At 65.2% G+C, this 23,066-nt stretch carries 19 protein-coding genes; 12 read left to right on the forward strand and 7 right to left on the reverse strand.

Features of this window, described 5'->3' with window-relative positions; all coding sequences use genetic code 11:
* Positions 1-45 precede the first annotated feature (45 nt).
* Positions 46-888, reverse strand: coding sequence for a DMT family transporter (locus U5768_RS00910; protein WP_322028498.1), 843 nt, complete (start codon positions 886-888; stop codon positions 46-48).
* Between the two features lie 117 nt (positions 889-1,005).
* On the opposite strand from U5768_RS00910, the gene gcvA reads away from it, so the two are divergent.
* From gcvA to U5768_RS00940, 6 genes are all read left to right on the forward strand, one after another.
* The gene (gene gcvA, locus U5768_RS00915; protein WP_322028499.1) at positions 1,006-1,896 is read left to right on the forward strand and encodes a transcriptional regulator GcvA; all 891 of its coding nucleotides are present in this window, start codon (positions 1,006-1,008) and stop codon (positions 1,894-1,896) included.
* 347 nt (positions 1,897-2,243) lie between these two features.
* On the forward strand, positions 2,244-2,618 hold the full coding sequence (locus U5768_RS00920) for a BON domain-containing protein (RefSeq protein WP_322028500.1): 375 nt from the start codon (positions 2,244-2,246) through the stop codon (positions 2,616-2,618).
* A gap of 356 nt (positions 2,619-2,974) precedes the next feature.
* Positions 2,975-3,271, forward strand: coding sequence for a hypothetical protein (locus tag U5768_RS00925; protein ID WP_322028501.1), 297 nt, complete (start codon positions 2,975-2,977; stop codon positions 3,269-3,271).
* Between the two features lie 127 nt (positions 3,272-3,398).
* Positions 3,399-4,514: a GGDEF domain-containing protein gene (locus U5768_RS00930; protein ID WP_322028502.1), complete on the forward strand. Its 1,116-nt coding sequence runs from the start codon at positions 3,399-3,401 to the stop codon at positions 4,512-4,514.
* A 98-nt stretch (positions 4,515-4,612) separates the two neighbouring features.
* Complete coding sequence (locus U5768_RS00935) at positions 4,613-6,445, forward strand: SLC13 family permease (protein WP_322028503.1); 1,833 nt, start codon at positions 4,613-4,615, stop codon at positions 6,443-6,445.
* A 64-nt stretch (positions 6,446-6,509) separates the two neighbouring features.
* Positions 6,510-7,994: an alpha/beta hydrolase gene (locus tag U5768_RS00940; RefSeq protein WP_322028504.1), complete on the forward strand. Its 1,485-nt coding sequence runs from the start codon at positions 6,510-6,512 to the stop codon at positions 7,992-7,994.
* Positions 7,995-8,022: 28 nt separating this feature from the next.
* Here the strand turns inward: U5768_RS00940 and U5768_RS00945 are convergent, their stop codons facing one another.
* Complete coding sequence (locus U5768_RS00945; protein WP_415913826.1) at positions 8,023-9,108, reverse strand: S1C family serine protease; 1,086 nt, start codon at positions 9,106-9,108, stop codon at positions 8,023-8,025.
* Between the two features lie 324 nt (positions 9,109-9,432).
* Here U5768_RS00945 and U5768_RS00950 point away from each other — a divergent pair, with 324 nt between their 5' ends.
* The 3 genes from U5768_RS00950 (at position 9,433) to U5768_RS00960 (ending at position 13,524) form a co-directional block, all read left to right on the forward strand.
* On the forward strand, positions 9,433-10,482 hold the full coding sequence (locus U5768_RS00950) for an AI-2E family transporter (protein WP_322028505.1): 1,050 nt from the start codon (positions 9,433-9,435) through the stop codon (positions 10,480-10,482).
* Positions 10,483-10,520: 38 nt separating this feature from the next.
* On the forward strand, positions 10,521-11,990 hold the full coding sequence (locus U5768_RS00955) for an amidohydrolase family protein (protein ID WP_322028506.1): 1,470 nt from the start codon (positions 10,521-10,523) through the stop codon (positions 11,988-11,990).
* 460 nt (positions 11,991-12,450) lie between these two features.
* Positions 12,451-13,524, forward strand: a complete 1,074-nt coding sequence (locus tag U5768_RS00960) for a hypothetical protein (protein ID WP_322028507.1) — start codon at positions 12,451-12,453, stop codon at positions 13,522-13,524.
* Between the two features lie 37 nt (positions 13,525-13,561).
* Here the strand turns inward: U5768_RS00960 and U5768_RS00965 are convergent, their stop codons facing one another.
* From U5768_RS00965 to U5768_RS00980, 4 genes are all read right to left on the reverse strand, one after another.
* Entirely contained in the window at positions 13,562-14,500 is a 939-nt protein-coding gene (locus U5768_RS00965; RefSeq protein WP_322028508.1) for a LysR substrate-binding domain-containing protein, read from the reverse strand.
* A gap of 79 nt (positions 14,501-14,579) precedes the next feature.
* Positions 14,580-15,716 carry a porin gene (locus tag U5768_RS00970; protein WP_322028509.1) on the reverse strand — a complete coding sequence of 379 codons (1,137 nt, stop codon included), beginning with the start codon at positions 15,714-15,716 and terminating at the stop codon, positions 14,580-14,582.
* 80 nt (positions 15,717-15,796) lie between these two features.
* Positions 15,797-16,837: an ABC transporter substrate-binding protein gene (locus U5768_RS00975; protein ID WP_322028510.1), complete on the reverse strand. Its 1,041-nt coding sequence runs from the start codon at positions 16,835-16,837 to the stop codon at positions 15,797-15,799.
* 84 nt (positions 16,838-16,921) lie between these two features.
* Positions 16,922-18,073, reverse strand: a complete 1,152-nt coding sequence (locus U5768_RS00980) for a mandelate racemase/muconate lactonizing enzyme family protein (protein ID WP_322028511.1) — start codon at positions 18,071-18,073, stop codon at positions 16,922-16,924.
* A 252-nt stretch (positions 18,074-18,325) separates the two neighbouring features.
* On the opposite strand from U5768_RS00980, the gene U5768_RS00985 reads away from it, so the two are divergent.
* Positions 18,326-19,774: a PLP-dependent aminotransferase family protein gene (locus U5768_RS00985; RefSeq protein ID WP_322028512.1), complete on the forward strand. Its 1,449-nt coding sequence runs from the start codon at positions 18,326-18,328 to the stop codon at positions 19,772-19,774.
* A 131-nt stretch (positions 19,775-19,905) separates the two neighbouring features.
* Here the strand turns inward: U5768_RS00985 and U5768_RS00990 are convergent, their stop codons facing one another.
* Complete coding sequence (locus tag U5768_RS00990) at positions 19,906-20,832, reverse strand: carbon-nitrogen hydrolase family protein (RefSeq protein WP_322028513.1); 927 nt, start codon at positions 20,830-20,832, stop codon at positions 19,906-19,908.
* A gap of 82 nt (positions 20,833-20,914) precedes the next feature.
* On the opposite strand from U5768_RS00990, the gene U5768_RS00995 reads away from it, so the two are divergent.
* Complete coding sequence (locus U5768_RS00995) at positions 20,915-21,826, forward strand: LysR family transcriptional regulator (RefSeq protein ID WP_322028514.1); 912 nt, start codon at positions 20,915-20,917, stop codon at positions 21,824-21,826.
* 124 nt (positions 21,827-21,950) lie between these two features.
* The gene (locus tag U5768_RS01000; protein ID WP_322028515.1) at positions 21,951-23,060 is read left to right on the forward strand and encodes an aromatic ring-hydroxylating dioxygenase subunit alpha; all 1,110 of its coding nucleotides are present in this window, start codon (positions 21,951-21,953) and stop codon (positions 23,058-23,060) included.
* Positions 23,061-23,066 lie beyond the last annotated feature (6 nt).

Here is a 23,066-nt window from a genome sequence, read left to right on the forward strand (position 1 = left end):
GGCGTCGGGCGCGGCAAACGACATGCCCACGTTCACAATGTCCGGTCAAAGCCCAAGGCAAACCGCCCCGGCCGCGACGACCACGCACGCGAGCCAACGCGCTCCACTCACCGATTCCCGCAAGAACAGCCGCCCGATCAGCACCGCGAACACGACGCTCGTCTCGCGCAACGCCGACACCGCGCCCATCGCGCCCGACTGCAATGCCCAGATCACGATGCCATACGCCGCGATGGACACGAGTCCGCCCGCGATCGACGAGGCGATCGACGATGGTTCGGTGCGCACCGGCATCAAGAACGACGCGACCCCGCGCGTCGCGACGAACAGCACCGGCATCGCCCAGTAGAACAGGAACATCCATGCGGTGTAGCTAACCGGCTGTCCGTTGGACAAACGCACGCCTATGCCGTCGATCACGGTATAGAGCGCGATTGTTGCGCCGGTCGTGAGCGCGGCGAGCGCACCCGCGCGCGATACGCGACGCCCCTGTACCGCGATCGCGATGATGCCGCCCGAAATCAGCACGATCCCGAGTCCATGCGAGGGGCCGATGGCCTCGTGTGCGAAGAGCGCCGCGCCGAGCGTGACGAGCAGCGGCGAGGAGCCCCGCGCGATGGGATACGCCAGCGCCAGATCGCTGCGGCGATACGACCGCACGAGACTCAAGTTGTAGAAGATATGCACAAGCCCCGAGGCGACGATATACGGCCAGGAGGCGCCGGCCGGCAGCGGCATCGAGAGGGCGACGAGTGCGGCGACCAACCCGATGGCGATGCTCATCCACGTCATCGACAGGAACCGGTCGCGATTGCCGTGCAGCATCGCGTTCCAGCTTGCGTGGAGCAACGCGGCGAAGAGCACGATACCGCCGGTGTAACTGAGCATGTGGGCGCGGACCGGGTTTCCCGGCTTTCATCAGGAGGCTAACAACAAGGATATCTATCTTGTGACCGCGCAACAAACGAGATAAATTGGCGATTCACGTTAGATAAACTATTGCGAATGAAACCGGTGTTGCCCCCGCTCAATGCCCTGCGCGCCTTCGAAGCCGCAGGTCGGCTCGGCAGCTTCAAGGAGGCTGCCGCGGAACTGCACGTGACGCCGGGGGCGGTGAGCCAGCAGGTTCGCCTGCTGGAGGAGTGGCTCGGCGCGTCTCTGTTCGAGCGGCACAACCGGCGCGTGGAACTCACTGCGGCGGCGAAGGCGTGGCTGCAGGAAATCGGCCCCTTGTTCGAACAGCTTGCGCAGGCAACCGCGCGATACGGCATGCCGCGAACGGTCTCGCGCACGCTAACGGTGAATGCCCCAGCGACGTTCACGCTACGGTGGCTGGTGCCGAGGCTGGCGAAATTCCGGGCCCGGCATCCCGGCGTGGACGTCAACGTGGAAACGTCGAACGAGCCGCTGGAGAGTTTGAAGTACGACTACGACCTCGTCATTCGGGGCGGTCCGGACACGTTCTACGGCTATTCGATGCGGCCGTTCCTTTCCGAGGAGCGGCTTCCCGTATGTAGTCCTACGCTTTTGCGGCGCACGCCGCTTCGGGCGCCCGGCGACTTGCGCGAACACACATTGCTGCACACGTCGAGCTTGCCGCGGCTTTGGCCCGACTGGCTGGCGAGCGCGCGGATTCCCGACCTGAGGCCCGCTGCCGCCTTGACCTTCGACCACTTCTATCTGACCTTGCAGGCGGCCATCGACGGTATCGGCATTGCAATGGGGCCCACCGCGCTAGTCGCCGACGATCTTGCCGCTGGCCGGCTCGTTGCACCGTTCGCGGGTCCACGGCTGCCCTCGCGCAGCTATTGCACGTACGTTGCGGATGAGAAGTCCGGCGAAGAACGAGTCGCGCTGTTTCGGTCGTGGCTCGAACGCGAGGGAAGCGGCTCGTGAATGCGTCGCTATTACGCGACGCCTCGCCGGTTTTTTCCTCGCACGCGCGTCTGGATTTGCGGCCCATTTCTTTGCCGCCCAGGAAAAAACGCGTTTAAGCCCTTCGATAGCGGATGGAACCCATTGGCGTTGGCGGCAATGTGACCATCGGCCCATGACTACAAACGGTGCGCCTACTCCATGACGGGATCGATATCAAGCTATGGATTCAGCCGCATTTTCTCCGCCCTGCGCCGCGCGTTGCATTCATATAATCTGCCGCGCGCTCGCGCAAACGGATGCGATGTCGCAACCCATCGCGGCATGACGTCCGCCAACAACAAGACTGTGACAACAGGAGAAACTGCATGAAGGCTCTTCAAGTATTCAAGCTGGCCGCGGCGACGGCGCTCGTGGCTGCGTCGCTGCACGCCTATGCGCAGGACGATGCGGCGAGCGGCGCGGCTGCCGGATCGGAGCAACAGGCCGCCCCGTCGAAGGCGCAAACGAAGCAGGCCAAGGCCGCGAATCGCGCGCTAAGCCGCAAGGTCCGATCCGCTCTCGCCAGGGACAAGAAGATCGACGTGGCGAGAATCACCGTGCGTGCGCGCGACGGCGCCATCGTGCTGCAGGGTTCGGTGCCGGAGCAGTCGCAGATCCAGCACGCCACCGAAGTCGCCACGGGCGTGCAAGGCGTCACGTCGGTCAAGAATGCGCTGACGCTGCGCCCGAACGAGTCCTGATCGTTGCCGATACCCGGAGACACGTCTCCGGGATTCATTATGAAAGCGTCAATGTGAAAGCGCTTCATGACGGTCTTTACAGGGCGGACGGTGCGTGAATTATGCAGCGCTCTGATGGGAATCCATTACCTCCAATGCCAAAAAGCGAAATAAATCGTTGCGCACAATGCGCTTAATTATCTGCGCTCGCTTTCCTAAACTTGTTATGAACTGGTAGTGGTCTGCTTTATGCGCACCACTGCGAACAGTTAAGCGATTTTGATCGCCGCGAGCCGCGTGCATTACGACCACCCGCAAGCAATACGAGTGGATTCGTCAGCGCCGGCATTCCAGCCCAATCAGAGGAGGAGCGAGTCATGAACAAGACAACCAGCACGTTGATGGCGGCCGTCGCCGCACTCACGCTGTCGGCCGGTGCGTACGCACAGAGCAACAATTCGCTGGCGACCCCGAGCGTCACGTCGCCGGCTGCTGCCGCCGCGGCCACCAATAACAATGCAACGAGCGGCTACGGCACGCCGGGCGCCACCAACTCGGACAGCGGTATGAGCGCTTCGCCGAACAGCGCGAACAATAGCGCGGCGCCGCTCCCAAGTGGTCCCGACAACAACTCGCTGGAGAGGCCGAGCGTAAAGTCGCCGGCAGCGAAGTAACCGCAGCCTCTCGCCGTAAGCCAGACCGCTGTCCGCATGGGCAGCGGTCTTTGTTTTTCCGTCGCGAACGCTCAAGTCTGTCCCCAAGCTGCCGTAATAGCAGGCTTCGGAATATTCTCGATGCATCGTGACACATCCCGGGACCCGGCCTTCACTGGACCTTGCTGCGCTTATCGAAACCGTTCAGCGCAACGAGCGCGCCTCCAGGTCGTTCCAGGACGTGGAACTGCGCCTGATCGGCGCGCACGACTGGTGCGCGTTTCTCGAAGGGGTGTTCGTCTATCTGCCCGAGGTGTTCCGGCTCGCAGCGTCGGGCATCTGGCTCGACGCCCGCACGCCGCTCCTGCGCGATCTGCTCGAATCCGGCTGCGAGCGCGCCGACCTCGAAGCGAACCTCAGATCCGGGCTCCAGTGCGGCCTCGCGTTATCGCGCCTGTGCGCGGGAAACCAGCCCTGGCTTGGCCGCGTGAGCGAACTGGGCGATCGCGAGCCCGCCGTGAGCGAAACCTTCTTCGGCGCGAGAACGGCGCATGCGGCGGACACCGCGAATGGCAGCGCCATCGTGTTGCCGCTTCTGAACCGTTCCCATGTGCTCGGCTATTTGTGCCTTGCAAGCGACGACTCCACGCGTTTCGACGCCAGCATGGGCACCGACTTGCTCATGCGCTTTAGCAGCGTGGCGGCGGCGAGTCTCGACAACGTCGCGCACCGCGAACATCTGCGCAAGACCGGCGTGACCGATCCGCTCACGGGTCTTTCGAACCGCCGCTACTTCGACGAACGTCTGCATCACGAGATCCGGCGCGCGAATTCGCACGCGGCGCCCATGTCGTGTCTGTTCATCGACATCGATCATTTCAAGCAGATCAACGACACACACGGCCACGCAACCGGCGATCTCGCGCTGGGCGCCATCGGCACCTGCCTGAAGCAGCAGGTGCGCGTGGGAGATACGGTGTCGCGTTACGGCGGCGAGGAGTTCGTCGCGCTGCTGCTGTGCGAACTGCCCGACGCGCTGGTGGTTGCGGAGCGCATCCGGCATGCGGTCGAGGCACTCGACGTGCTCGACGACGAGGGCGAGCGCATTGCGCTCAGCGTGTCGATCGGCGTGGCCGCTTACCGGCTGAACGGCGGGAGCGCGAGCCCCGAAGCGCTCGCACGCTCGCTGCTGGATCAGGCCGATCAAGCCATGTACCGCGCCAAGCACGAGGGGCGCAACCGCGTTTCCCTGCTGGAGGCTTGAACCCCGCTGAAACGTAAGTTTTCAAAATGCGGCACTATTTAGGGTAGCAGTGATTTCCCGGGCCCGTTGAGCGGTACCTCGACCAGGCAAACGAAATCGTGTCTACCGACCTTTTGATGACCGTTGCCTGTCTGGCCTGCGCGATCGCGATGTTCCTGATCGGGCGGCCCCGCTCCGACGCGGTGGGCCTCATCATGATCGTCGCGCTTGCGCTCTCGGGCGTCGTGACCGTCAACGAGGCGCTGGCCGGTTTCTCCGATCCCAACATCGTGCTCATCGCGGCGCTTTTCGTGCTCGGCGACGGGCTCGCGCGCACGGGCGTCGCCCAGCGCGTGGGCGACTATCTCATCGAGCGCGGCGGGTCCAACGAGCGCCGCCTCGTCATGCTGATCATGGTGGTTGTCGGCGTCATGGGTTCGGTCATGAGTTCGACGGCCGTCGTGGCAATCTTCATTCCCATCGTCATTCGCATTGCGCGGCAGTCGGGCGTCGCTCGCGCGCGCATGCTCATGCCGGTCAGCATGGCTGCGCTCACGAGCGGCATGCTCACGCTCGTCGCCACGACGCCGAATCTCGTCATCAACAGCGCGCTTGTCTATCGCGGCTACCCGGGCTTCAGCTTCTTCGCCATCACGCCGCTGGGCGTGCCGATTCTCGCTGCCAGCATCGGCTGGATGCTGTTCGCGAGGCGCTTTCTGAACGACACGGGCGGCGTGGAGGCGATCACGCGTCCGACGCTTAACGACTGGGTCGCGCGCTATTCGCTCGAAGGGCGCGCGTTTCGCCTGGAGGTGGGCGCCGATTCGCCGCTCGTGGCGCAGACGCTCGGGCACGCCGGGCTCGACGACGACCCCGTGGCGCACGTCGTCGCCATCGAGCGGCGCACGCGCATGGGCGCGACGGTGCTGCCCGCGACGGCCGACAGCAGCATCGCGCCCGGCGACGTGCTGCTGCTCGACGCGGAGTCCGCGCGCTTCGACGTCCAGGCGTTTTGCGCGCGCTATGCGCTGGTGATGCGCCGCATGTCGGGCGCGTACTTCACGGACCAGACTCACGACGTGGGCATGGCCGAGGTCATCGTGCCGCCGGACTCGTCGCTCGTGGGCAACGTCGCGCGCCGTTCCGCGGCGCTGCGCCGGCACGGCGTGACGGTGGTGGGCATGCGCCGCGCCGACGCCGCGCTCGCGCAGGACCTCGAGGCCACGCAACTGAAAGTGGGCGATACGCTGCTGGTGGTGGGGCCGTGGATCGACATCTTTTCGATGCAGTCGGTGGAGCGCGATATCGTCTGCCTCGCCATGCCGGTCGAAAGCGACGCCTACGTGCCCGTGCCGCACAAGGCGCTGCACGCGCTCGCCATCATGGCGTTCGTCATCGCGATGATGCTCACGCCGCGCGTGCCGAACGTGCTCGCGGGGCTGATCGGCTGCCTGCTCATGGGCGCGTTCGGCTGCGTGAACCTCGACAGCGCGTATCGCGCGATTCACTGGCGCAGCCTCGTGCTGATCGTGGGCATGCTCCCGTTTTCCATCGCGCTGCAACGCACGGGCGGCATCGATATCGCCGCCGACGCCCTGCTGCGCGTGGCCGGCGACTGGGGCGCGCAGGGTCTGCTGGGCGCCGTTTTCCTGTTGACGCTCGTGATCGGCACAGTGATCTCCGGGACGGCGACGGCGGTGCTGATGGCGCCCGTGGTGCTCGCAATGGCGGCGCATCTGCACGCGTCGCCGTATCCCTTCGCGATGACGACGGCGGTCGCGGCATCGGCGGCCTATATGTCGCCGATATCGACACCCGTGAATGCGCTCGTCAGCACGGCGGGCGGCTACCGGTTCCGGGACTTCTTCAAGGTGGGTGCGCCGGCGGCGTTCGGGGCGCTCGTGATCACCGTAATGCTCGTTCCGCTTATCTGGCCTGTTTTTCCGCGCTAGCGTGAGACAGCGCGAGAAAGCGTGAGAAAGCGCGGGGCACCCGTTCGTGAGGCATTGACCGGACATGGCGAATTTCTTGACGAGAGCGTGGGCGTTTCGCTGGATCAAGCGGCTTTTTCTTTTTGTGCTGATTGCGTTCGCGTGCCTTGCCGCCGTGCGCTTCTACGACGCGCAGCGCAAGGAGCCATTGAGTTTGTGGCACACGTACGTGCCGCAGGAGATGAATGCGCGCGAAATCGATCATGCGACGTGGGAGGAATACATCGCGAACGAGAACCGTGTGTTCGACGAGGTGAAGCAAAACGTCACCGACAAACTGCCGGCGGACGAACGCGTTCCCGCCAATCGCTATTTCTCGGGCAGTCCGATTTATCCGGGACACTTTCGCACCGACTGGAACCGCTCGTATACGCTCATGCCGCAGGGCGCGCCGCGCGGCGTGGCCGTCATGCTGCACGGGATGACCGATGCTCCCTATAGCTTGCTGCACATTGCGCAGCGCTATCAGCAGGATGGTTTCGCCGTGGTGGCGGTGCGCCTGCCGGGGCACGGCACCGTGCCCGCGGGGCTGACCGAAGTGACGGCGGAAGACTGGGAGGCGGCGACGCGCCTCGCCGTGCGCGAAGCGCGCCGTCTCGTGCCGGCGCCCGCGCCGCTGCATATCGTGGGGTATTCGAACGGCGGCGCGCTCGCGCTGCAATATTCGCTGGAAGCGCTCGACGACGCGAGCCTGCCGAAAGCGGATCACCTGATCCTGCTTTCGCCGATGATCGGCATTACGCGTTTCGCGCGCTTTGCGGGGCTCGCGGCATTGCCGGCGATCCTGCCTGCGTTTGCGAAAGCCGCGTGGCTCGACATCGTGCCGGAATTCAATCCGTTCAAGTACAACTCGTTTCCGGTGAACGGCGCGCGCCAGTCGTGGCGGATCACGAGCAAGATCCAGCGGGAAGTGGCGGATGCGGCGCGCAACGGCAAACTGGCGGCGCTGCCGCCCACGCTCACGTTCCAGTCCGTAATCGATTTCACGGTGAGCACGAGCGCGGTCGTCGGTTCGTTGTATTCGCAACTGCCGGCGAACGGCAGCAGCGAGGCTAGCGAACTCGTGCTGTTCGACATTAACCGCACCGCGCAATGGAGCCCGCTGCTGCGCGCTTCGATGCGTGAAGCGCTGCAACGTATCGCGCCCGCGCCGCCGCTGCGCTACCGGCTGACCGTGCTTACCAACGCCGGCGCCACCTCGCCGCGTGTGGTCGAAGAGAGCACGGCGCCCAACGAAACAACGGCGAAGGTCGAACCCACGGGGCTCGACTATCCGCCCGACGTCTATTCGCTTTCACACGTGGCCCTGCCGTTTCCGGTGACCGATTCGCTGTACGGCCGCACTCCCGATCCGAACGACGACTTCGGCATTCGTCTGGGCGCCCAGTCCGTACGCGGCGAAACCGGGGCGCTGATCGCGGGCGCGGGACTTCTCACGCGTCTCTCGTGGAACCCGTTCTACGGATACATCGCCGCGCGTATCGACTCCCTGGCGAGCCATGGGCCGTGAGCGCGAACGACCATGGCCCGCCTTGCGCTCAGGCGCGCGGCGCGAGTTCGACCCGTGCGGTCATCTGCTCGCCGTCGCGGGCAACGACGATCTGTACGTTGCTGCGTGCGTGCGAGATCATGCTTTGCAACTGCTCGACGGTGTCCACTTCGATGCCGTTCACCGCAACGATCACGTCGCCGGCGCTGATGCCGGCCGCCTTTGCCGGACCGCCCGTTTTCACGACGAGTACGCCGGCATCCACGCCGACTTGCTGCGCTTCGTCGCCGGTAAGCGCGCGCACGGCCACGCCAAGACGCGGATGCGAATTGCGGGCCAACGTGGTGCCGTTGCCGCGACCGCCGCCCTGCACGATCTGATCCTTCATGTGCATGGCTTCGTCGATGGGAATTGCGAACGAGAGGCCCTGGAAGCCGCCCGTGCGCGAATAGATCATCGAATTGATGCCGATGACTTCGCCGTTCAGGTTGAAGAGCGGACCGCCCGAATTGCCGGGATTCACAGGCACGTCGGTCTGGATCAGGTGCGTGGGGCTATCTTCCGAAAGCTGGCGCGACTTCGCGCTGATGATGCCCGAGGTCACCGTGTTGTCGAGACCATAGGGCGAGCCGATCGCGACGACCCAGTCGCCCACCTTGCTGTTGGCCGGGTTGCCGATCTTCACCGTGGGGAAACCCGTGCCGGCGATTTTCAGCACGGCCACGTCGCCGGCCTTGTCGGTGCCGATCACGCGCGCGGGGAATTGGCGGCCGTCGGTGAGTTTGACCGTGACGTCGTCCGCGCCTTCCACGACGTGATTGTTCGTGAGGATGTAGCCGTCCTGGCTCACGATGAAGCCCGATCCCAAAGCGCCCGAATGGCCGTCTTCGGAGTCGGGGTTTTCCTTGACGACCTCGACGTGGACCACAGCCGGACCGTACTGCGCGACGATCGCCGAGAAGTTCGGCGCCGAGCCCTTGACGTCGTCGGCCTTGGCCACCGGCGCCGACAATGTCGTTTTCGTGAGGCCGCTTTCGTCCGCGCTGGCGTGCTCGTGGCTCACGACCCAGGCGCCGGCAAGCGCCACCGCTACACCGGCGATCAGGCCCCGGCGCCGATATTTGAGGGTACTCATTGCTATGGTCTTCGAAGAGGTTGGTGAAGGTGGGCGTAAGGTACTTTTTGCTGCTTAAACGTGACTTAAAGGGCGACAGGATCTTTTGACCGCGCGGCGAGTCGATGTGCGCGCAACGAAAATGAGGGCGGGGTTCGCGGCTGCGCTTGTTCGGAATCGTCGTCAGCTAGCGCGCACGTCTTTTCCAAAGCGGCTAGTCTTGCGAAGTGGCGCCCGATCGCGCCCCCAAGACGCCTAATTGAGGGCCGGATAAAGTGGCGCGCGACGTTAGTGGATTACTAACGTTTCATCGCCGCAACGTGGTTCGTCATCCAGAACATCTCCATGAAACAGGATCTCGTCACGTTCACCTGCGTCGTCGTCGTCGCCGTCATCACGGGATGGGTGCTGTATATCGGGCGGCCGGTGCTGGTGCCGATCGCGTTCGCGATCATTACGTCGTACGTGATCTACGGGCTGGCCGAAATCCTGCGGCGCGTGCCTCGCGTGGGCAGGCGTATTCGCGCGGGCGTGCGCTACTGGAGCGCGGCGGTACTCATTCTCGTGGCCGCGTGGCTCGCAACCGAGCTGCTGCTCTCGGACACGGACCGCATGCTCGCCGTGGCGCCGAAATACGAAGCCACACTGTTGGCGTTGCTCGCCAAAATCACCGCGCTTTTTCATCTGGAGACCGAAGCATCGTGGACAGCCTTTCGCCGCGAACTGCTTGCGACCGTCAACGTGCAGTCGCTGCTCACCTCGCTCCTCGGCTCGCTCTCTTCGCTCATGGCGACGACGCTCGTCGTTCTCTTGTACACGGCGTTCTTCATGGTGGAGATGGGTCGGTTTCGCCGCAAGCTCTCGGCTGTCATGCGCGGCAAGGCCGACATGGAACCCGTGATCGACGCCATCAACGCGAAGATCGGCACGTACCTAGCGTTGAAAGCGCTGCTCGGCGTGGTGCTCGGCATGCTTAGCTGGCTCTGCATGCATCTGGTCGGCCTGGAGTTCGCGCCGCTCCTCGCCGTTCTCATCGTATTGCTCAACTTCGTGCCGTATGCGGGCTCGCTCATTTCCGTTGCGCTTCCCGCATTGCTCGCGGCACTTCAATTCGGGCAGTGGAACGAGCCGATCACGCTGCTCATTGCGCTTTCGGCAATCAACTTCGTCATGGGTAACGTGCTCGACCCCTGGTTGATGGCGGGTTCGCTGAACCTGAGCCCCGCGGTCATCCTCATGAGTCTCGCCACATGGACGGCGCTCTGGGGTATTCCCGGCGCATTTCTTGCCGTGCCGGGAACCGTGGCGCTCACGATCATCTTCTCGGCGTTCAGCTCCACGCGGCCGCTGGCGCTGCTGTTGACGAAGGACGATGTAATCAGGCATGCAGAATAAATTCGTGGCTTGGCGTGGCTTACTTTCACAGGTGATCTATGGCTTCCAGAAACAATCGTCGCGGCAACGCAATCGGCCCGGCTTCCGCATGCCTTTGCGACAAGGCGCTCGCGGATTTCGCCAATCGCCGCATCAGCGCCGATCTCAAGCGGCGCGGCTTTTTGATCGGCATGGGCGCATCCTTGCTGAGCGCGGTGGTGCCCGAGTTCAGCCGTGCGCAGCAGCCCGGCGCCGCGGCGCCCGCGCAGCCCACGACGTTCACGAATTTTCGCCTGTTCGACGGCAAGTCGGCGGCGTTGCAGGACGGCATGCATCTCGTCGTCGACGGCAATCGCATTTCGCAGTTGCGCCAGGGCTCGCCTGACGCGCAGAACGCATCGGGCGGCCGCGTGATCGACTGCGGCGGCAAGGTGCTGATGCCGGGCCTCATCGACATGCACTGGCATTCGCTGATCGCCGCGCTCCCGATTGCCGCCATCTTGCAGTCCGACTTTAATTTCGTGTACCTGGCCGCGGGCGCGGAGGCGCAGCGCACGCTCATGCGTGGATTCACGACCATTCGCGATGTTGGCGGTCCCGCGTTCGCCTTGAAGCAGGCCATCGATGCCGGCATGCTGAGCGGCCCGCGCATTTATCCCAGCGGCGCGATGATCACGACGACGGGCGGTCACGGCGATTTTCGCCTGCTGACCGACATCCCGCGCACGACCAGCCAGATCAGCGCGATCGAGCAAACCGGCGCGGCCGCGATTGCCGACTCGGCCGACGAACTGCGCCTGCGCGTGCGCGAGCAGTTCATGCTGGGCGCCACGCAAATCAAGCTTGTGGGATGCGGCGGCGTTTCCACGCCGCGCAGCCCGCTCGACATGCTCACGTTCACCGAGCCGCAACTGAGGGCGGCGGTGGAAACGGCGTCCGACTGGGGCACCTACGTGCTCGTGCATGCGTATACGCCGGAATCGATGAAGCGTGCGGTGGCCGCCGGCGCGCAATGTGTCGAACACGGCCACCTGATGGACGACCGGACCGCCGAACTCCTGGCGAAGAACGGCACATGGTTGAGCACGCAACCGTTTACCAGCGAAGAGGACGTTGCGCCGTTGGCGCCGTCGAGCCGGGAGAAGTTTCTCGAGGTGACGGCGGGGACCGACAACATGTACAAGCTCGCGCGCAAGCACGGACTCAAGGTCGCGTTCGGCACCGATCTGATCTTCTCGCAGGCGCTTGCCACGCGGCAGGGCATCATGCTCGGGCACATGACACGCTGGTATTCGAATGCCGAGGCGTTACGCATGGCTACGGGCACGAACGGGCAATTGCTCGCGCTGGCGGGCGAGCGCAATCCGTATCCGCACAAGCTTGGCGTGCTGGAAGAGGGCGCCTATGCGGATCTGCTGGTCGTGGCGGGCGACCCGCTTCAGGATATGGCGCTGCTAGGCAACCCCGATCAGAACCTGAACCTGATCATGAAGGACGGCCGGATATATAAAGACGCGTTGAAGGCGTGACGGTGCGTGGAAGCGCCCTGCGAAGGGCGCGAATACATCGATGCGGTCCCGATAAGTCGCCAGCACACGCCTGGCGCTTGCGTCTTCATCGCGTATCCAGGACGCTATTTCTGTATCAAGATGTCACTGCACAGGGCCATATCGCCTGCCGTATAGTGGCGCGCATCGCTGCGCCCTCAGGCAATCGCCGATCTACACCTGGCGCGGGGTCGAAATCCCACCTGTCCAAATCCGCCATGTGGCCGATTCCGCCGGTTGAACTTCACGGCGAAGTAGCCCATATTCAAATCGACTATTTGTTACAACCCTTCCGCCATCCGCGAAATACAGTAGGGATCAGGTAGTACACCCGAAACCATCCGTCAAAGTTTCCATGCCTGCAATGTTCAACGAACCTGGCCGAGCCAAGTCTGGTCCGTGGGGATGTCCATACTGCGGGACCGGCTTTAATGCGCCGCTGATGATCTGTCCTCAGTGCGGCGCGAAGCAACCTGCCGCTGGCCCGCGCATGTCGCCCGCGAGCGAAACCGCCGCGCCCGAATGGCACGATGGCTTCGCGCGCCATGCGCGCACCGAGTGGAGCGCGCCTGCATTCAGTTTCAGCGGTGTGCCGCGCGACAGCGACTACGCGCTGCGTGACGAAGCGCCCGCCGCACAGCGGTCGTGGGTGCCGTTCTACGCCATCGGCAGCGTGATTTCCATCGCCTTCCTGTTGACCGCGTACATGATTTCGCATCGGGCAGACCGGGAACCGACCCCGGGCGCGCAGATCGTCGAAGGCGCGATCCTCGGGCCGAATGCTGCGTCGGCGGTGCAGGACACCAAGCCTCACCCGGTGCGCAGCGTGCCGTCCGCGCCCGCTGCCAGCGTTGCCGCCGTGAAGCCGGCTCCTGTCGTGGCGCCCCCGCCCGTCGTGGCGCATGTCGCGCCGCCGCTTCCCGCGCAGCAGATCCCTGCGCCGATGACCGCTCGCACCCAGACCGTGCCGCCGGGCGATGCCGCGCGGAAGAACGCCGAAGCGCGTTCGCTCGCCGCCGCGAAGGCCAGGGCGGAGAAGGCAAACGACGAGAAGGCCGCGGCAGCGAAGGCCGCAGCGTCTGAACGCGCCGACGTCGCGAGAAGTCTGGCGAGCGCGCGCGCGAGTCTCGACAAGAACAGCCTGGGGCCCGCGCGCAGCGCGATCAATTCCGCGCTTGCGGAACAACCGGGCAATGGCACTGCGCTGCAAATGCAGGCCGAATTGACGTCGCGTGAAGATCAGCGCGATTCGTTGCTCGGCTATGCGCGGCTGTGCGCGCGAGATGGACGGTGGGTGTGCGCCTGGCATAACGCGGGGCACGCATTGACCGTCGATTCGTCCAGCGGCGAGGCGCGGGAAATTCTCTCGCGCTCCATCGCGGCCCAGGGAGCGGGCAACGTGGCGCAGGACGCGGGTCCCGGACCCACGGTGACGCCAGCGCCCGCGCCCACGCCAACCCCGGCCGTGAGGCAGGTGGATTCGGGGCCGCCGGGGCCGCCGATCGATCCCAACTGACCGCTCCCGCCGCGTAAGTCCGGGTGCATGACGCCAGTCATGTACCCGGATGAGGCGCGCGTGCCTGCGTGTTCTGTTCGCTGTGATGCTCGACCAGCCAGTTGCTGAAATTGCGCACGCGTAGCGTGTCCTGGACTTCGGGCCGCACGTCGAGCCAGTATCCCGAAGGTCCCACCACTTCCACCTCGCTCAATTGCACGAGCATTCCGTTCTCCAGTTCGGGCGCGATCATGTGCCGGTCGGCAACAGCAATGCCAAGACCCGCCACCGCCGCGTGTATCACCTGATCGAGCGTGCTGAATTCCAGTTCTCCGCGCGGCGCGATCTGCACGTCGAGCGCCGCCGCTTCGAGCCACGCTTCCCACACCAGCAGCCGCCGGTCGATATCGAGGATATAGAGCCACGGATGCTGCGCGAGAATCTCGCGCAGCGCGTGTTGATCGGCGGCGGCTTCGCTGAACTCGCGCCCCGAGCCAACGAGCACGTGACGCTCGCGCATGAGCAGCGTGCTTTGACCACCCGGCAGCGGCTCGATGCCGAAGCGTATCTGGCAGTCCTCATTGCGCTCCGTGCCGTGCAGCAGACCGTATTCGTTGGTGATGGAAATGCGCAGATCGGGGTGGCGCTTCTGGAAGTCGCGCAGACGCGGCGTGAGCCAGCGCGTGGCGAGCGTGGGCGCGGCGTTCAGACTGAGCAGACTGTTCGACGGATCGGCGCGGATCGTGTCGAGCGTATGCGCGATGCTGTCGAACGCGGCCTGCAGCGTGGGCAGGAGACGTTTGCCAGCCGCCGTGATTTCGAGCCGGTGATGATGCCGCATGAAGAGCGGCGTGCCGAGGTAGTCTTCGAGCAGGCGAATCTGGCGGCTGATCGCCCCTTGGGTCACGTGCAGATTTTGTGCGGCTCTCGTGAAGCTGAGCGTGCGGCTCGCCTCCTCGAATGAACGCAGTGCCGATAAAGAGGGTAGGCGGCGCATGCAAACCTCGCGATGCAGGCGCGCCGGCGTCCTGTCACTTACGCCGTCGCATTTCGATGATAAGGACTGCTAGCAAGCGTTAGAACGCGTGCGTGATGCCCACGCGGGCGACGGCCTGGTTGTCGGTGCCCGAGGGGTTGAAGCCCGTGATCTGCGCGTTTTCCGCCGAGCCCGCCGCGTGCTGGTACACGCCCATCGCATAGAGCGACGTGCGTTTGGACAGCGCGTACTGGCCGATCAGGTTGACCTGGTGATACTTCGGCGAGTCGTCGGTGGCGTGGTCCTGGCCCACCGTGTAGGTGTAGCCCGCGCCCAGGGTGAAGGCCGGCGTCACGGCATAGGTGCCGGCTACTTCGAAGTTCTGGAAGTGCAGGTCGCCGCTGCCGTTGCGCGAGGCGAAGTTCACGTTCGAGTAGTTCGTCATCAGCTTGAGGCTGCCGATCACATACGACGCGCCAGCCGAGAGAATGCCCTGGTAGCGGGCGTTGGCGAGCGCATCGCCGAACACCGAATTCACGAAGCTGCCGCCGCTGCCATAACCGGCCACCGCCGTGATCGGATCGTTCACGCGCAGGTAGCCGACGCCCGCGCTGAACGAGCCGAGCGTGTAGGCGCCCGCCGCGCTATACGAGGCGTTATTCGAAAACTGGCCCGCCTGGCCGCCGAACGAGTAGTGGCTTTCGAACTGGAAGCCGGCGAGCACGGGGCTCACGTATTTCACGGCATTGTTGACAGGGAATCCGTTGTCCAGGTTGTCCATGTCGTTCGGGTGTGCGAAATACCAGCCGCCGTAGTTGCCGTTGAGCGAATACGGTTCGATCAGATCGACAGTGGCGTCCCATTGCTTGCCGAAGGTCACCTGGCCGTATTGATCCGACTTGAAGCCGACATAGGCATTACGCGAAAACGCCAGACCGCCGCCGAGGCCGCCCGTCGCGGCATTGAAGCCGCTTTCGAGCCGGAAGATCGCGGAATAGCCGCCGCCCAGGTCTTCGGAGCCGCGCAAGCCCCAGCGGCTGCCCGCGGGCACGCCGCTTTGCATCTGCACGAGCTTGCTGCCGGTGCCCGGCACCAATTGGCCGTTCGCCCCGTTCGCAACATTGCTCGCATAGTCCACGCCGAGATCGATGAGGCCGTACAGCGTCACGCTGCTTTGCGCGTGCGCGCCCGCAGCGGCGAGCGCCAGCGGCAGCGCCGCGATAATTTTCTTCTTCAATTAAGTCTCCTTATCATGGAGCCGCGTTGCGCGGCTCCGCTTTCTGGTTGAAATCGTTTATCTCAAGCGGTGCATTGCGCTCACGCGCCAAGCGACTTCTGCAACTTCGCCGCCACGTCGGCGGGCACCCAGGCCTTCCACATCTCGGGGTGCTGCTTGAGGAACTTGAGCGCTTCGTCTTGCGCATCGACCTTATGCTCGGTCATGTCGAGAATCGTCGTGTTCAGGAAGTCGATGGGGAAGCTCACCTTCGAGAAGAAGGCCATGACGTCGGGCTCGGCCTGATAGAAAGGCGTCGAAACGCCTATCTTCAACTGCGAGACCAGATACGACGAGGCGCACTGTTGCGCGCTGTTGGCGTCGCGCAGCGTCTTCCAGCACGCTGCGTTGAACGGCGGCATCTTGAGTTGTACGAACTTGTACTTCGCCATTAGCGCGGCCGGTTCCCAGTAGTAGGTCAAGATCGGCTTGCCGCGCGCGTAGGCCGAGGAGATGGCCGCGTCGAGCGCCGCGCCGGTGCCCGGGCGGAAATTCGTGTAGGTGTCGTCGAGCTTGAGCAGCTTGAGCAGCCGCGTATTCACGCGCTCGCAGTCCCAGCCCGAGGGGCAGTTGAGGAAACGGCCGCGATCGGGTTCCTCATCGTCCACGAAAAGGCCCTTGTATCTGGGCAGATCGCTCACCGACTGAAGGTCGGGCGCGCTCGCCTTGATGCCGCGCTTCGGGTCGCCGTGCACGACATAGTCGGGCACGTACCAGCCTTCCTTCGTGCCGCCCGGCAGCGTGTCGCCCACGAGCTTGACCGAGCCTGCCTTGACAGCGCCGGCGATGATCTCCGAGCGGCCCGTCCACTGTTCGGCCCACACCTGCAGGTCGTTGCGCGAGAGCGCCGTTTCGGTGGCGGCGGTGCTGCCGGGCACGGTGTCGGTCTGGCAGCTATAGCCGTTCTTGAGGATGTAGCGCAGCACTTCGCTCGTGAAGTTGCCGCTTTCCCACGTGACGCCCGCAAAGCGCACCGGTTTGCCGCCGCTGCACCAGGTGCCGGCGGCGTGCGCCGGCAACGCGGCGAGGGCGAGCGGCGCCGCGAGGCAGGCCGCGCGAAAGAGGGATGTCAAGCGTTTCATTGCGTGTCTCCTTTTTATAGAAATGTTTCGGAATGCTATATATGTGGGCTGGAACCTCGTTCGTGCCGCCGCCCCCGTTTTGCTTCACTCGTAACGGCTGTCGTGTGCGCGCGTGGCCGCGAGCATGGCTTCGTCGAGTTCGATGCCAAGGCCCGGCGCATCGCTTAGTTCGATCCAGCCATTCGCGTCCACATCGATCACATGCTTGATCGGGAAATCGCGCCGCGCGGGCGTCCATTCGGGCGGGTCGTATGGAAACTCGACGAACGTCGCCGCCCCCGACTCGCCAACGGTCCCCGCCACGACATGCAGATTCGCCGCGAGGCCGATGCCGTTGCCCCACGTATGCGGCGTGAACACCTTGCCGTGCGCTTCGATTTGCGCCGCGAGCCGTCGTGCGCCTTCCATGCCGAGCGTGCAGACGACATCGGGCTGATAAACGTCGAGGCAGCCGTGCGCGAGCAGCGCCGCGAACTCGTGCGCGTCGCGCGTCATCTCGCCGCCTGCAATGCGGATCCCGCGCCCGGCCGTTTGCGTGCGCAACTGCGCGTGGCCCGTGTAGTCGCCGCGATGCAGCGGTTCCTCGACCCAGTACACGCGATGTTTTTCGATCTGCCGGATCACGGCGAGCGCTTCGTCGGCGCGCCATGGCGCCTGGGTGTCCCACGGCATGCGCCAGCCCTGGTTGCAGTCCACCATCAGTTCGATGTGCTCGCCCGCGGCTTCGCGCACGGCGGCGAGCGCGGCGAGATCGTCGGCGAGGGTCGGACGGCCGAAGCGCACCTTGAGCGCCGGGAAGCCGCGCGCGACGGCGTGTTCGGCCCACTGCGCCATACCTTCGAGCGAGCGATGCACACCCGAGGACGCATAGGCACGCACTCGCCTCGCGCGACCGCCGGCCATTTGCCAGCACGGCTCGCCGCGAATCTTGCCGGCCAGGTCCCAAAGCGCGACGTCGAGCGGCCAAAGGCGCCCGGCGTGGAAGCTGAGGTTGTCGAGTACTGCCGAGTGGCGCGCGAGGTCGAGCGGATCGGCGCCGATGAAGAGGTGGCGGTAGTCGTCGAAGCCGTACATCGCGTCGCCGGAGCCGATGCCCACGCGCCCTTCATCGTCCTCCACGCGCACGATCGTCGCCGGGAAGGCGCGCCGCGGGCGGCTGTCCCACGAGGCGGGGAACGGCGGATCGAGCGGCAGGCGGTGCTGGCTCACGGTGATGCGTGCGATGCGGTTCGTCATGGCGCGTGGCGCACCGGCCGCAGGGCGCAACGTTGCGTATCTTTTCATATGAAGATACGCGACGTTGCGCGCCTTGGGGTGGGCGATTGTCTCCTTGGCCTTGTGAGGCGTTACGGCATCCTAGAGGGTCAATTTCGCGCCCTCAATGAAGTCAATTGAAGTAAATGACAGCCTTCATTTCGCGGAATTGGGCGAGATAATGACGCAGCCGCCGCGCCGTGCCGCGGCGTGTTTTTCTCCCTCGGGAAAACCATGAATGGCTGGATGCCCACCCTCTCGCGCAGCAGCGGTCCCAAGTACCGAGCCATCGCCCAGGCTTACTCGCAGGCCATTCACGGCGGTCAGATGCTGCCCGGCGAAAAGCTGCCCGCGCACCGGCTGCTCGCGAAGAAGCTCAGCGTCACGACCGGCACGGTGAGTCGCGCCTATGCGGAACTGGAGCGCGGCGGCCTGGTGGTCGCGCGCGTGGGTGACGGCACCTATGTGGCCGAGCCCGATGCGGACGGCGCGCGCACGCAGGACCGCACGCGCGCCGCGCCCGAGTCCAGCGAGCGCGCCGCCGCGATCACGCCTGGCACGCCCGGCACGTTTGCGCCGGGACGCCTGATCGATCTCGGCCAGAACGTGCCGATGCCGACCGAGGAAGCCTTCCTGCTTACGCAAACGTTGCGCGAACTGGCCGCCGACGAGCGGCTGGCGGGCGAACTGCTGCTCTATCAGCCTGAAGGCGGCCGCCGTTCGCACCGCGAGGCGGGTGCCCGCTGGCTCGCGCGCATGGGTTGCACCGTGGCGGCCGAACGCGTGCTCGTCACGCAAGGCGCGCAGCATGGCCTTGCCTGCGTGCTGCGCGCGGTGCTGCGCCCGGGCGACACGATTTTCGCGGAGGCCTTGAGCTACCCTGGCATCGTCGCGCTCGCGCGGCAGTTACGGCTCAATCTCGTCGGCATCGAAATCGACGAGGAAGGCATCGTGCCCGCCGCCCTCGAGCGCGCGTGCGGCCTGCTCGCGCCGCGTGCGCTCTTCTGCGTGCCGACCCTGCACAACCCGACCACGGCCACGCTCTCCGAAGCGCGCCGCGCGGCGATCGCCGAGATCGCCGTGCGCCATCACCTCGTTGTGATCGAGGACCTCGTGCCCGCCGCGCTGCTCGATGCGCCGCCCACGCCGCTCGCGGCCCGGCTGCCCGAGCACGGCATCGTCATCAGCAGTCTTTCGAAAGCGGTCGCGCCGGGGCTGCGCATCGGCTACGTGCAGGCGCCGCAGGACTGGGTCGGCAAGATTCTCGCGGTGATACGCAGCGACTGCTGGATGACGTCGCCGCTCGCGGCCGAGATTGCGGCGCGCTGGATCGTGGATGGCGAAATCGATCGTCTCGTCGCGCAACAACGCGCCCAGGTGGACGCGCGCCATGCCATCGCTGCCGAAGTGCTGGCGGACTGGACCTACCGCACCGACCCGGCGAGCCCGCATCTCTGGCTGCCGCTCGCCGAGCCCTGGCGCGCCGCCGAATTCTCGGCGGCGCTGCGTCAGGCCGGCGTGCTGGCGAAAACCGCGGACAGTTTCGTGATTGGACGCGGGTCGGCGCCGCACGCGGTGCGCTTGAGTCTGGGCGGCGCGCGCAGCCACGAAGCGCTGCGCGAAGGGCTGGAGTTGCTGGCCCGCACACTGCGCAACGGGCCGGAAGGGCTTTACTCGGCGTAGCGACGCCCGGCGTAGCGACGTCCTGCGTAGCGACGCCCGACGTAGCGCTGCCCGGCGTAGCGACGCCCGACGTAGCGCTGCCCGACGTAGCGCTGCCCGGCGTAACGTTACGCTACGTAACGTTACGCCCTTTACCCCGCGATGAAAGAGACCGTGCGCTTGCGCCGTTCGTCGACCGAAAGCGAGAACACGTCGGGCCGCGCATAGTGGCCCACCACGTCGAAATCGTAGCGGGCGCGCGTGAGTTCGTCGGTGTCGATCTCGGCGACCACGAGCCCGGTCTCGCCGCGCAGCGGGCCGGCCAGCACGTCGCCAAGCGGCCCGACGATCACGCTGCCGCCGTTGATGAGCGGCCGGTTCTCGTCCCAGTGCGGCACCTCGATGCCGAGCGCCGCGGGCGAAGGCTGCACCTGGCACGCGCTGATCACGAAACATCGACCTTCATGCGCGATATGGCGCATCGAGCACTGCCAGATGTCGCGCTCGTCCACGGTGGGCGCGCACCAGATCTGCACGCCTTTCGCATACATCGCCGTGCGCAGCAGCGGCATGTGGTTTTCCCAGCATATCGCGGCGCCCGCGAGGCCCGACTCCGTGCGAACGGCGGGCAGCGTCGAGCCGTCGCCTTGCCCCCAGATGAGCCGTTCGGTGCCGGTGGGCATGAGCTTGCGGTGCTTCGCCACGAGCCCTTCGCCGGGATTGAAGAACAGCGCGGTGCAAAAAAGCGTGCTGCCGTCGCGCTCGATCACGCCGATCACGAGCGACGCGCCGCAACGCGTCGAAAGCTCGGCGAGCGCTTCGGTTTCCGCGCCCGGCACGTCGATCGCATTCCCGTAGTAGCGCGCGAATGCCTCGCGGCCTTCGGGCAGACGGTAGCCCAGACGCGTGCCGAATATCTCGCCCTTCGGGTAGCCGCCGAGCAACGCCTCGGGCATGACGACGAGCTTCGCGCCCGACTCGCGGATCTGCGCTTCGAACGAGAGAATCTGTTTCAGCGTGTGCGCCTTGCCGGCGGCGGACGAACCGATCTGCAGCGCGGCGACTTTCGACCTGGCCATAATGACGTGCTCCGAGGGTTGGGATAGCTCCCATCTTTCCACGGCGATAAAATCGCGAGAACGTATATCGATACTATGTGATATGAACCAGTTTGATATCGCAGCCGTAGACCTGAACCTGCTGAAGATATTCGAGGCGCTGTTCGAAGAAGGCGGCGCGAGCCGCGCCGCGATTCGCCTCGACATGACGCAGTCGGCGGTGAGCGCGGCGCTCAGGCGCTTGCGTACACTCTACGCGGACACGCTCTTCGTGCGCACCGGCCGCGGGCTCGCGCCCACCTCGCGCGCGCAGGAACTCAAGCCCGTGATCAGCGAAGCGCTCGACCGCTGCCGTCATAGCCTCGCGATTGCCTCGCCCGGCGCCACGACGTTTCACGGGCGCGCGGTCTCGATCGGGCTCTCCGACGACTTCGAAGTCGCCATTGGCCGGCGCATCATCGAAACGCTGGAAACCACCGCGCCGGGCCTGCGCATCATCTTTCGCCAGACGCACAGCCAGATCGTGGCCGACGCGCTCGCGAACCAGGACATGGACCTCGCCGTCGCGGCGGGCGGCTTCGCTTCGCGCGGCCTGAGCCACCGCGTGCTCGGCGATGGCAGCTATGCGTGCCTGCTGGACGGCGCTGCGCGCGCGCCACGGCGCCTGACGCTTGGCGACTACGTGTCGAGAGGGCATATTCTCGTGTCGTCGGGCGGCGTGGTGGGGATCGTCGACGAAGGGCTCGCCGCGCGCGGCCTGAGGCGCGACGTCGTGGCCTCCACCACGCATTTCGCCGCGTTGCCTTTCCTGCTCAAGGGCACGCGCAGCGTCGCCACGATTCCGCGCCACGCGGCCGAGGCCATCGCGCGCGTGGCCGGCCTGAGGCTGCTTGCGTGTCCGATCGATCTGCCGCGCTACCCGGTGGAACTCGGGTGGCGCAACAGTTCGCTGCGCGACGCCGCCATCGTCAAGGTTCAGGCTGCGATTGTCGCGTGCTTTCCGGCTAAACACTGATCGACACTGGCCCGGCATTCGCGTTGAATGATCGGGCACGAGATTTGCGTCCCACCATCGATTTTCCGGGGCGGCGATACTGCAATAACGACGTTATCGACGGACCGACAAGGAGATTTACCGCATGCGCGCAATGCCTTTACCCGACGGCTACACGATCGAGCCATATTCGCAGGAACCGCGCGATCTGCGCCGGGTGCCCATTCACCCCGATTACTGGTATCCGCTCGCCTGGTCGCGCGAACTGAAGCCCGGCAAGACGCTCGGCACGCATTTCGCCGGCGAGCCCATCGTGCTCTTTCGCACCGCGTCGGGCGCGGTGCACGCACTCGAAGACCGCTGTGCGCACCGGCAGGTCCCGCTGCATGCGGGCGTGGTGGACGGCGAATCGCTTCGCTGCGGCTACCACGGCTGGACCTACGATTGTTCGGGCCAATGCGTGGACGTGCCTTACCTCGGCAGGGAGCGCCTGCCCAACGGCGTGCGCGCCTATCCGTGCCGCGAGGCGCACGGCATGATCTTCGTCTTTCCCGGCAACGCCACGCTTGCCGAGGAACGGCCGCTGCCCGTGCTGGATTCGGTAACGGACAAGGCGTACAAGACGCGCCGTTTCGGCCGGGAAGTGAAGTGCCATTACTCGTTCATGCACGAGAACCTGATGGACATGAACCATCAGTTTCTTCACCGTCGCCAGATGGGCCAGATGCGGGCGCGCTCGCTGGGCCGGCGGCGCGGCGAGAACGCCATCGAAGTGGATTACACGTTCTCGCGCATGGCGGGCAAGCAGCCCAGGGGCGAGGCGCTGGTGTTCGGGGCGAGCAAGAACCGCGCGAACCCGAGCGATCAGAGCGTGATGACCATCCGCACGGAATATCCGTACCAAACGCTGAAAATCCGTTCGAGCGACGACTCGCTTTTGATGGACCTGTGGATCGTGTATGTGCCGCTCGACGCGCAGCAGCGCACGAACCGGACCTTCGGACTTCTTTCGATACGCAGGCCCGCGGTGCCGTTCCTGCTCGACGCGGCGTGGCCGCTGCTGGTCTGGTTCACGGAACGCATCTTCAAGGAAGACCGCATCATCGTCGAACTCGAACAGGCCGCGCACGACAAGCAGGGCGCCGACTGGAACCACGAAGTCTTTCCCGTCATCAACGAATTGCGCGATCTGTTGCGCGAATGCGGCCAGCGCACCGTGATTCCCATTCGCGAAGTGAGCGCCGCCGAAGCATGAGGCCAG

Source organism: Paraburkholderia sp. J76, from assembly GCF_905220295.1.
Taxonomy (GTDB): Bacteria; Pseudomonadota; Gammaproteobacteria; order Burkholderiales; family Burkholderiaceae; genus Paraburkholderia.

Bases quoted from the DNA above. Each gene is read 5' to 3' on its own strand.
- U5768_RS00910 (WP_322028498.1), bottom strand. From the start codon at position 888: ATGCTCAGTTACACCGGCGGTATCGTGCTCTTCGCCGCGTTGCTCCAC.
- gcvA (WP_322028499.1), top strand. From the start codon at position 1,006: ATGAAACCGGTGTTGCCCCCGCTCAATGCCCTGCGCGCCTTCGAAGCC.
- U5768_RS00920 (WP_322028500.1), top strand. From the start codon at position 2,244: ATGAAGGCTCTTCAAGTATTCAAGCTGGCCGCGGCGACGGCGCTCGTG.
- U5768_RS00925 (WP_322028501.1), top strand. From the start codon at position 2,975: ATGAACAAGACAACCAGCACGTTGATGGCGGCCGTCGCCGCACTCACG.
- U5768_RS00940 (WP_322028504.1), top strand. From the start codon at position 6,510: ATGGCGAATTTCTTGACGAGAGCGTGGGCGTTTCGCTGGATCAAGCGG.
- U5768_RS00945 (WP_415913826.1), bottom strand. From the start codon at position 9,108: ATGAGTACCCTCAAATATCGGCGCCGGGGCCTGATCGCCGGTGTAGCG.
- U5768_RS00950 (WP_322028505.1), top strand. From the start codon at position 9,433: ATGAAACAGGATCTCGTCACGTTCACCTGCGTCGTCGTCGTCGCCGTC.
- U5768_RS00955 (WP_322028506.1), top strand. From the start codon at position 10,521: ATGGCTTCCAGAAACAATCGTCGCGGCAACGCAATCGGCCCGGCTTCC.
- U5768_RS00960 (WP_322028507.1), top strand. From the start codon at position 12,451: ATGATCTGTCCTCAGTGCGGCGCGAAGCAACCTGCCGCTGGCCCGCGC.
- U5768_RS00965 (WP_322028508.1), bottom strand. From the start codon at position 14,500: ATGCGCCGCCTACCCTCTTTATCGGCACTGCGTTCATTCGAGGAGGCG.
- U5768_RS00975 (WP_322028510.1), bottom strand. From the start codon at position 16,837: ATGAAACGCTTGACATCCCTCTTTCGCGCGGCCTGCCTCGCGGCGCCG.
- U5768_RS00980 (WP_322028511.1), bottom strand. From the start codon at position 18,073: ATGACGAACCGCATCGCACGCATCACCGTGAGCCAGCACCGCCTGCCG.
- U5768_RS00985 (WP_322028512.1), top strand. From the start codon at position 18,326: ATGAATGGCTGGATGCCCACCCTCTCGCGCAGCAGCGGTCCCAAGTAC.
- U5768_RS00990 (WP_322028513.1), bottom strand. From the start codon at position 20,832: ATGGCCAGGTCGAAAGTCGCCGCGCTGCAGATCGGTTCGTCCGCCGCC.
- U5768_RS00995 (WP_322028514.1), top strand. From the start codon at position 20,915: ATGAACCAGTTTGATATCGCAGCCGTAGACCTGAACCTGCTGAAGATA.
- U5768_RS01000 (WP_322028515.1), top strand. From the start codon at position 21,951: ATGCGCGCAATGCCTTTACCCGACGGCTACACGATCGAGCCATATTCG.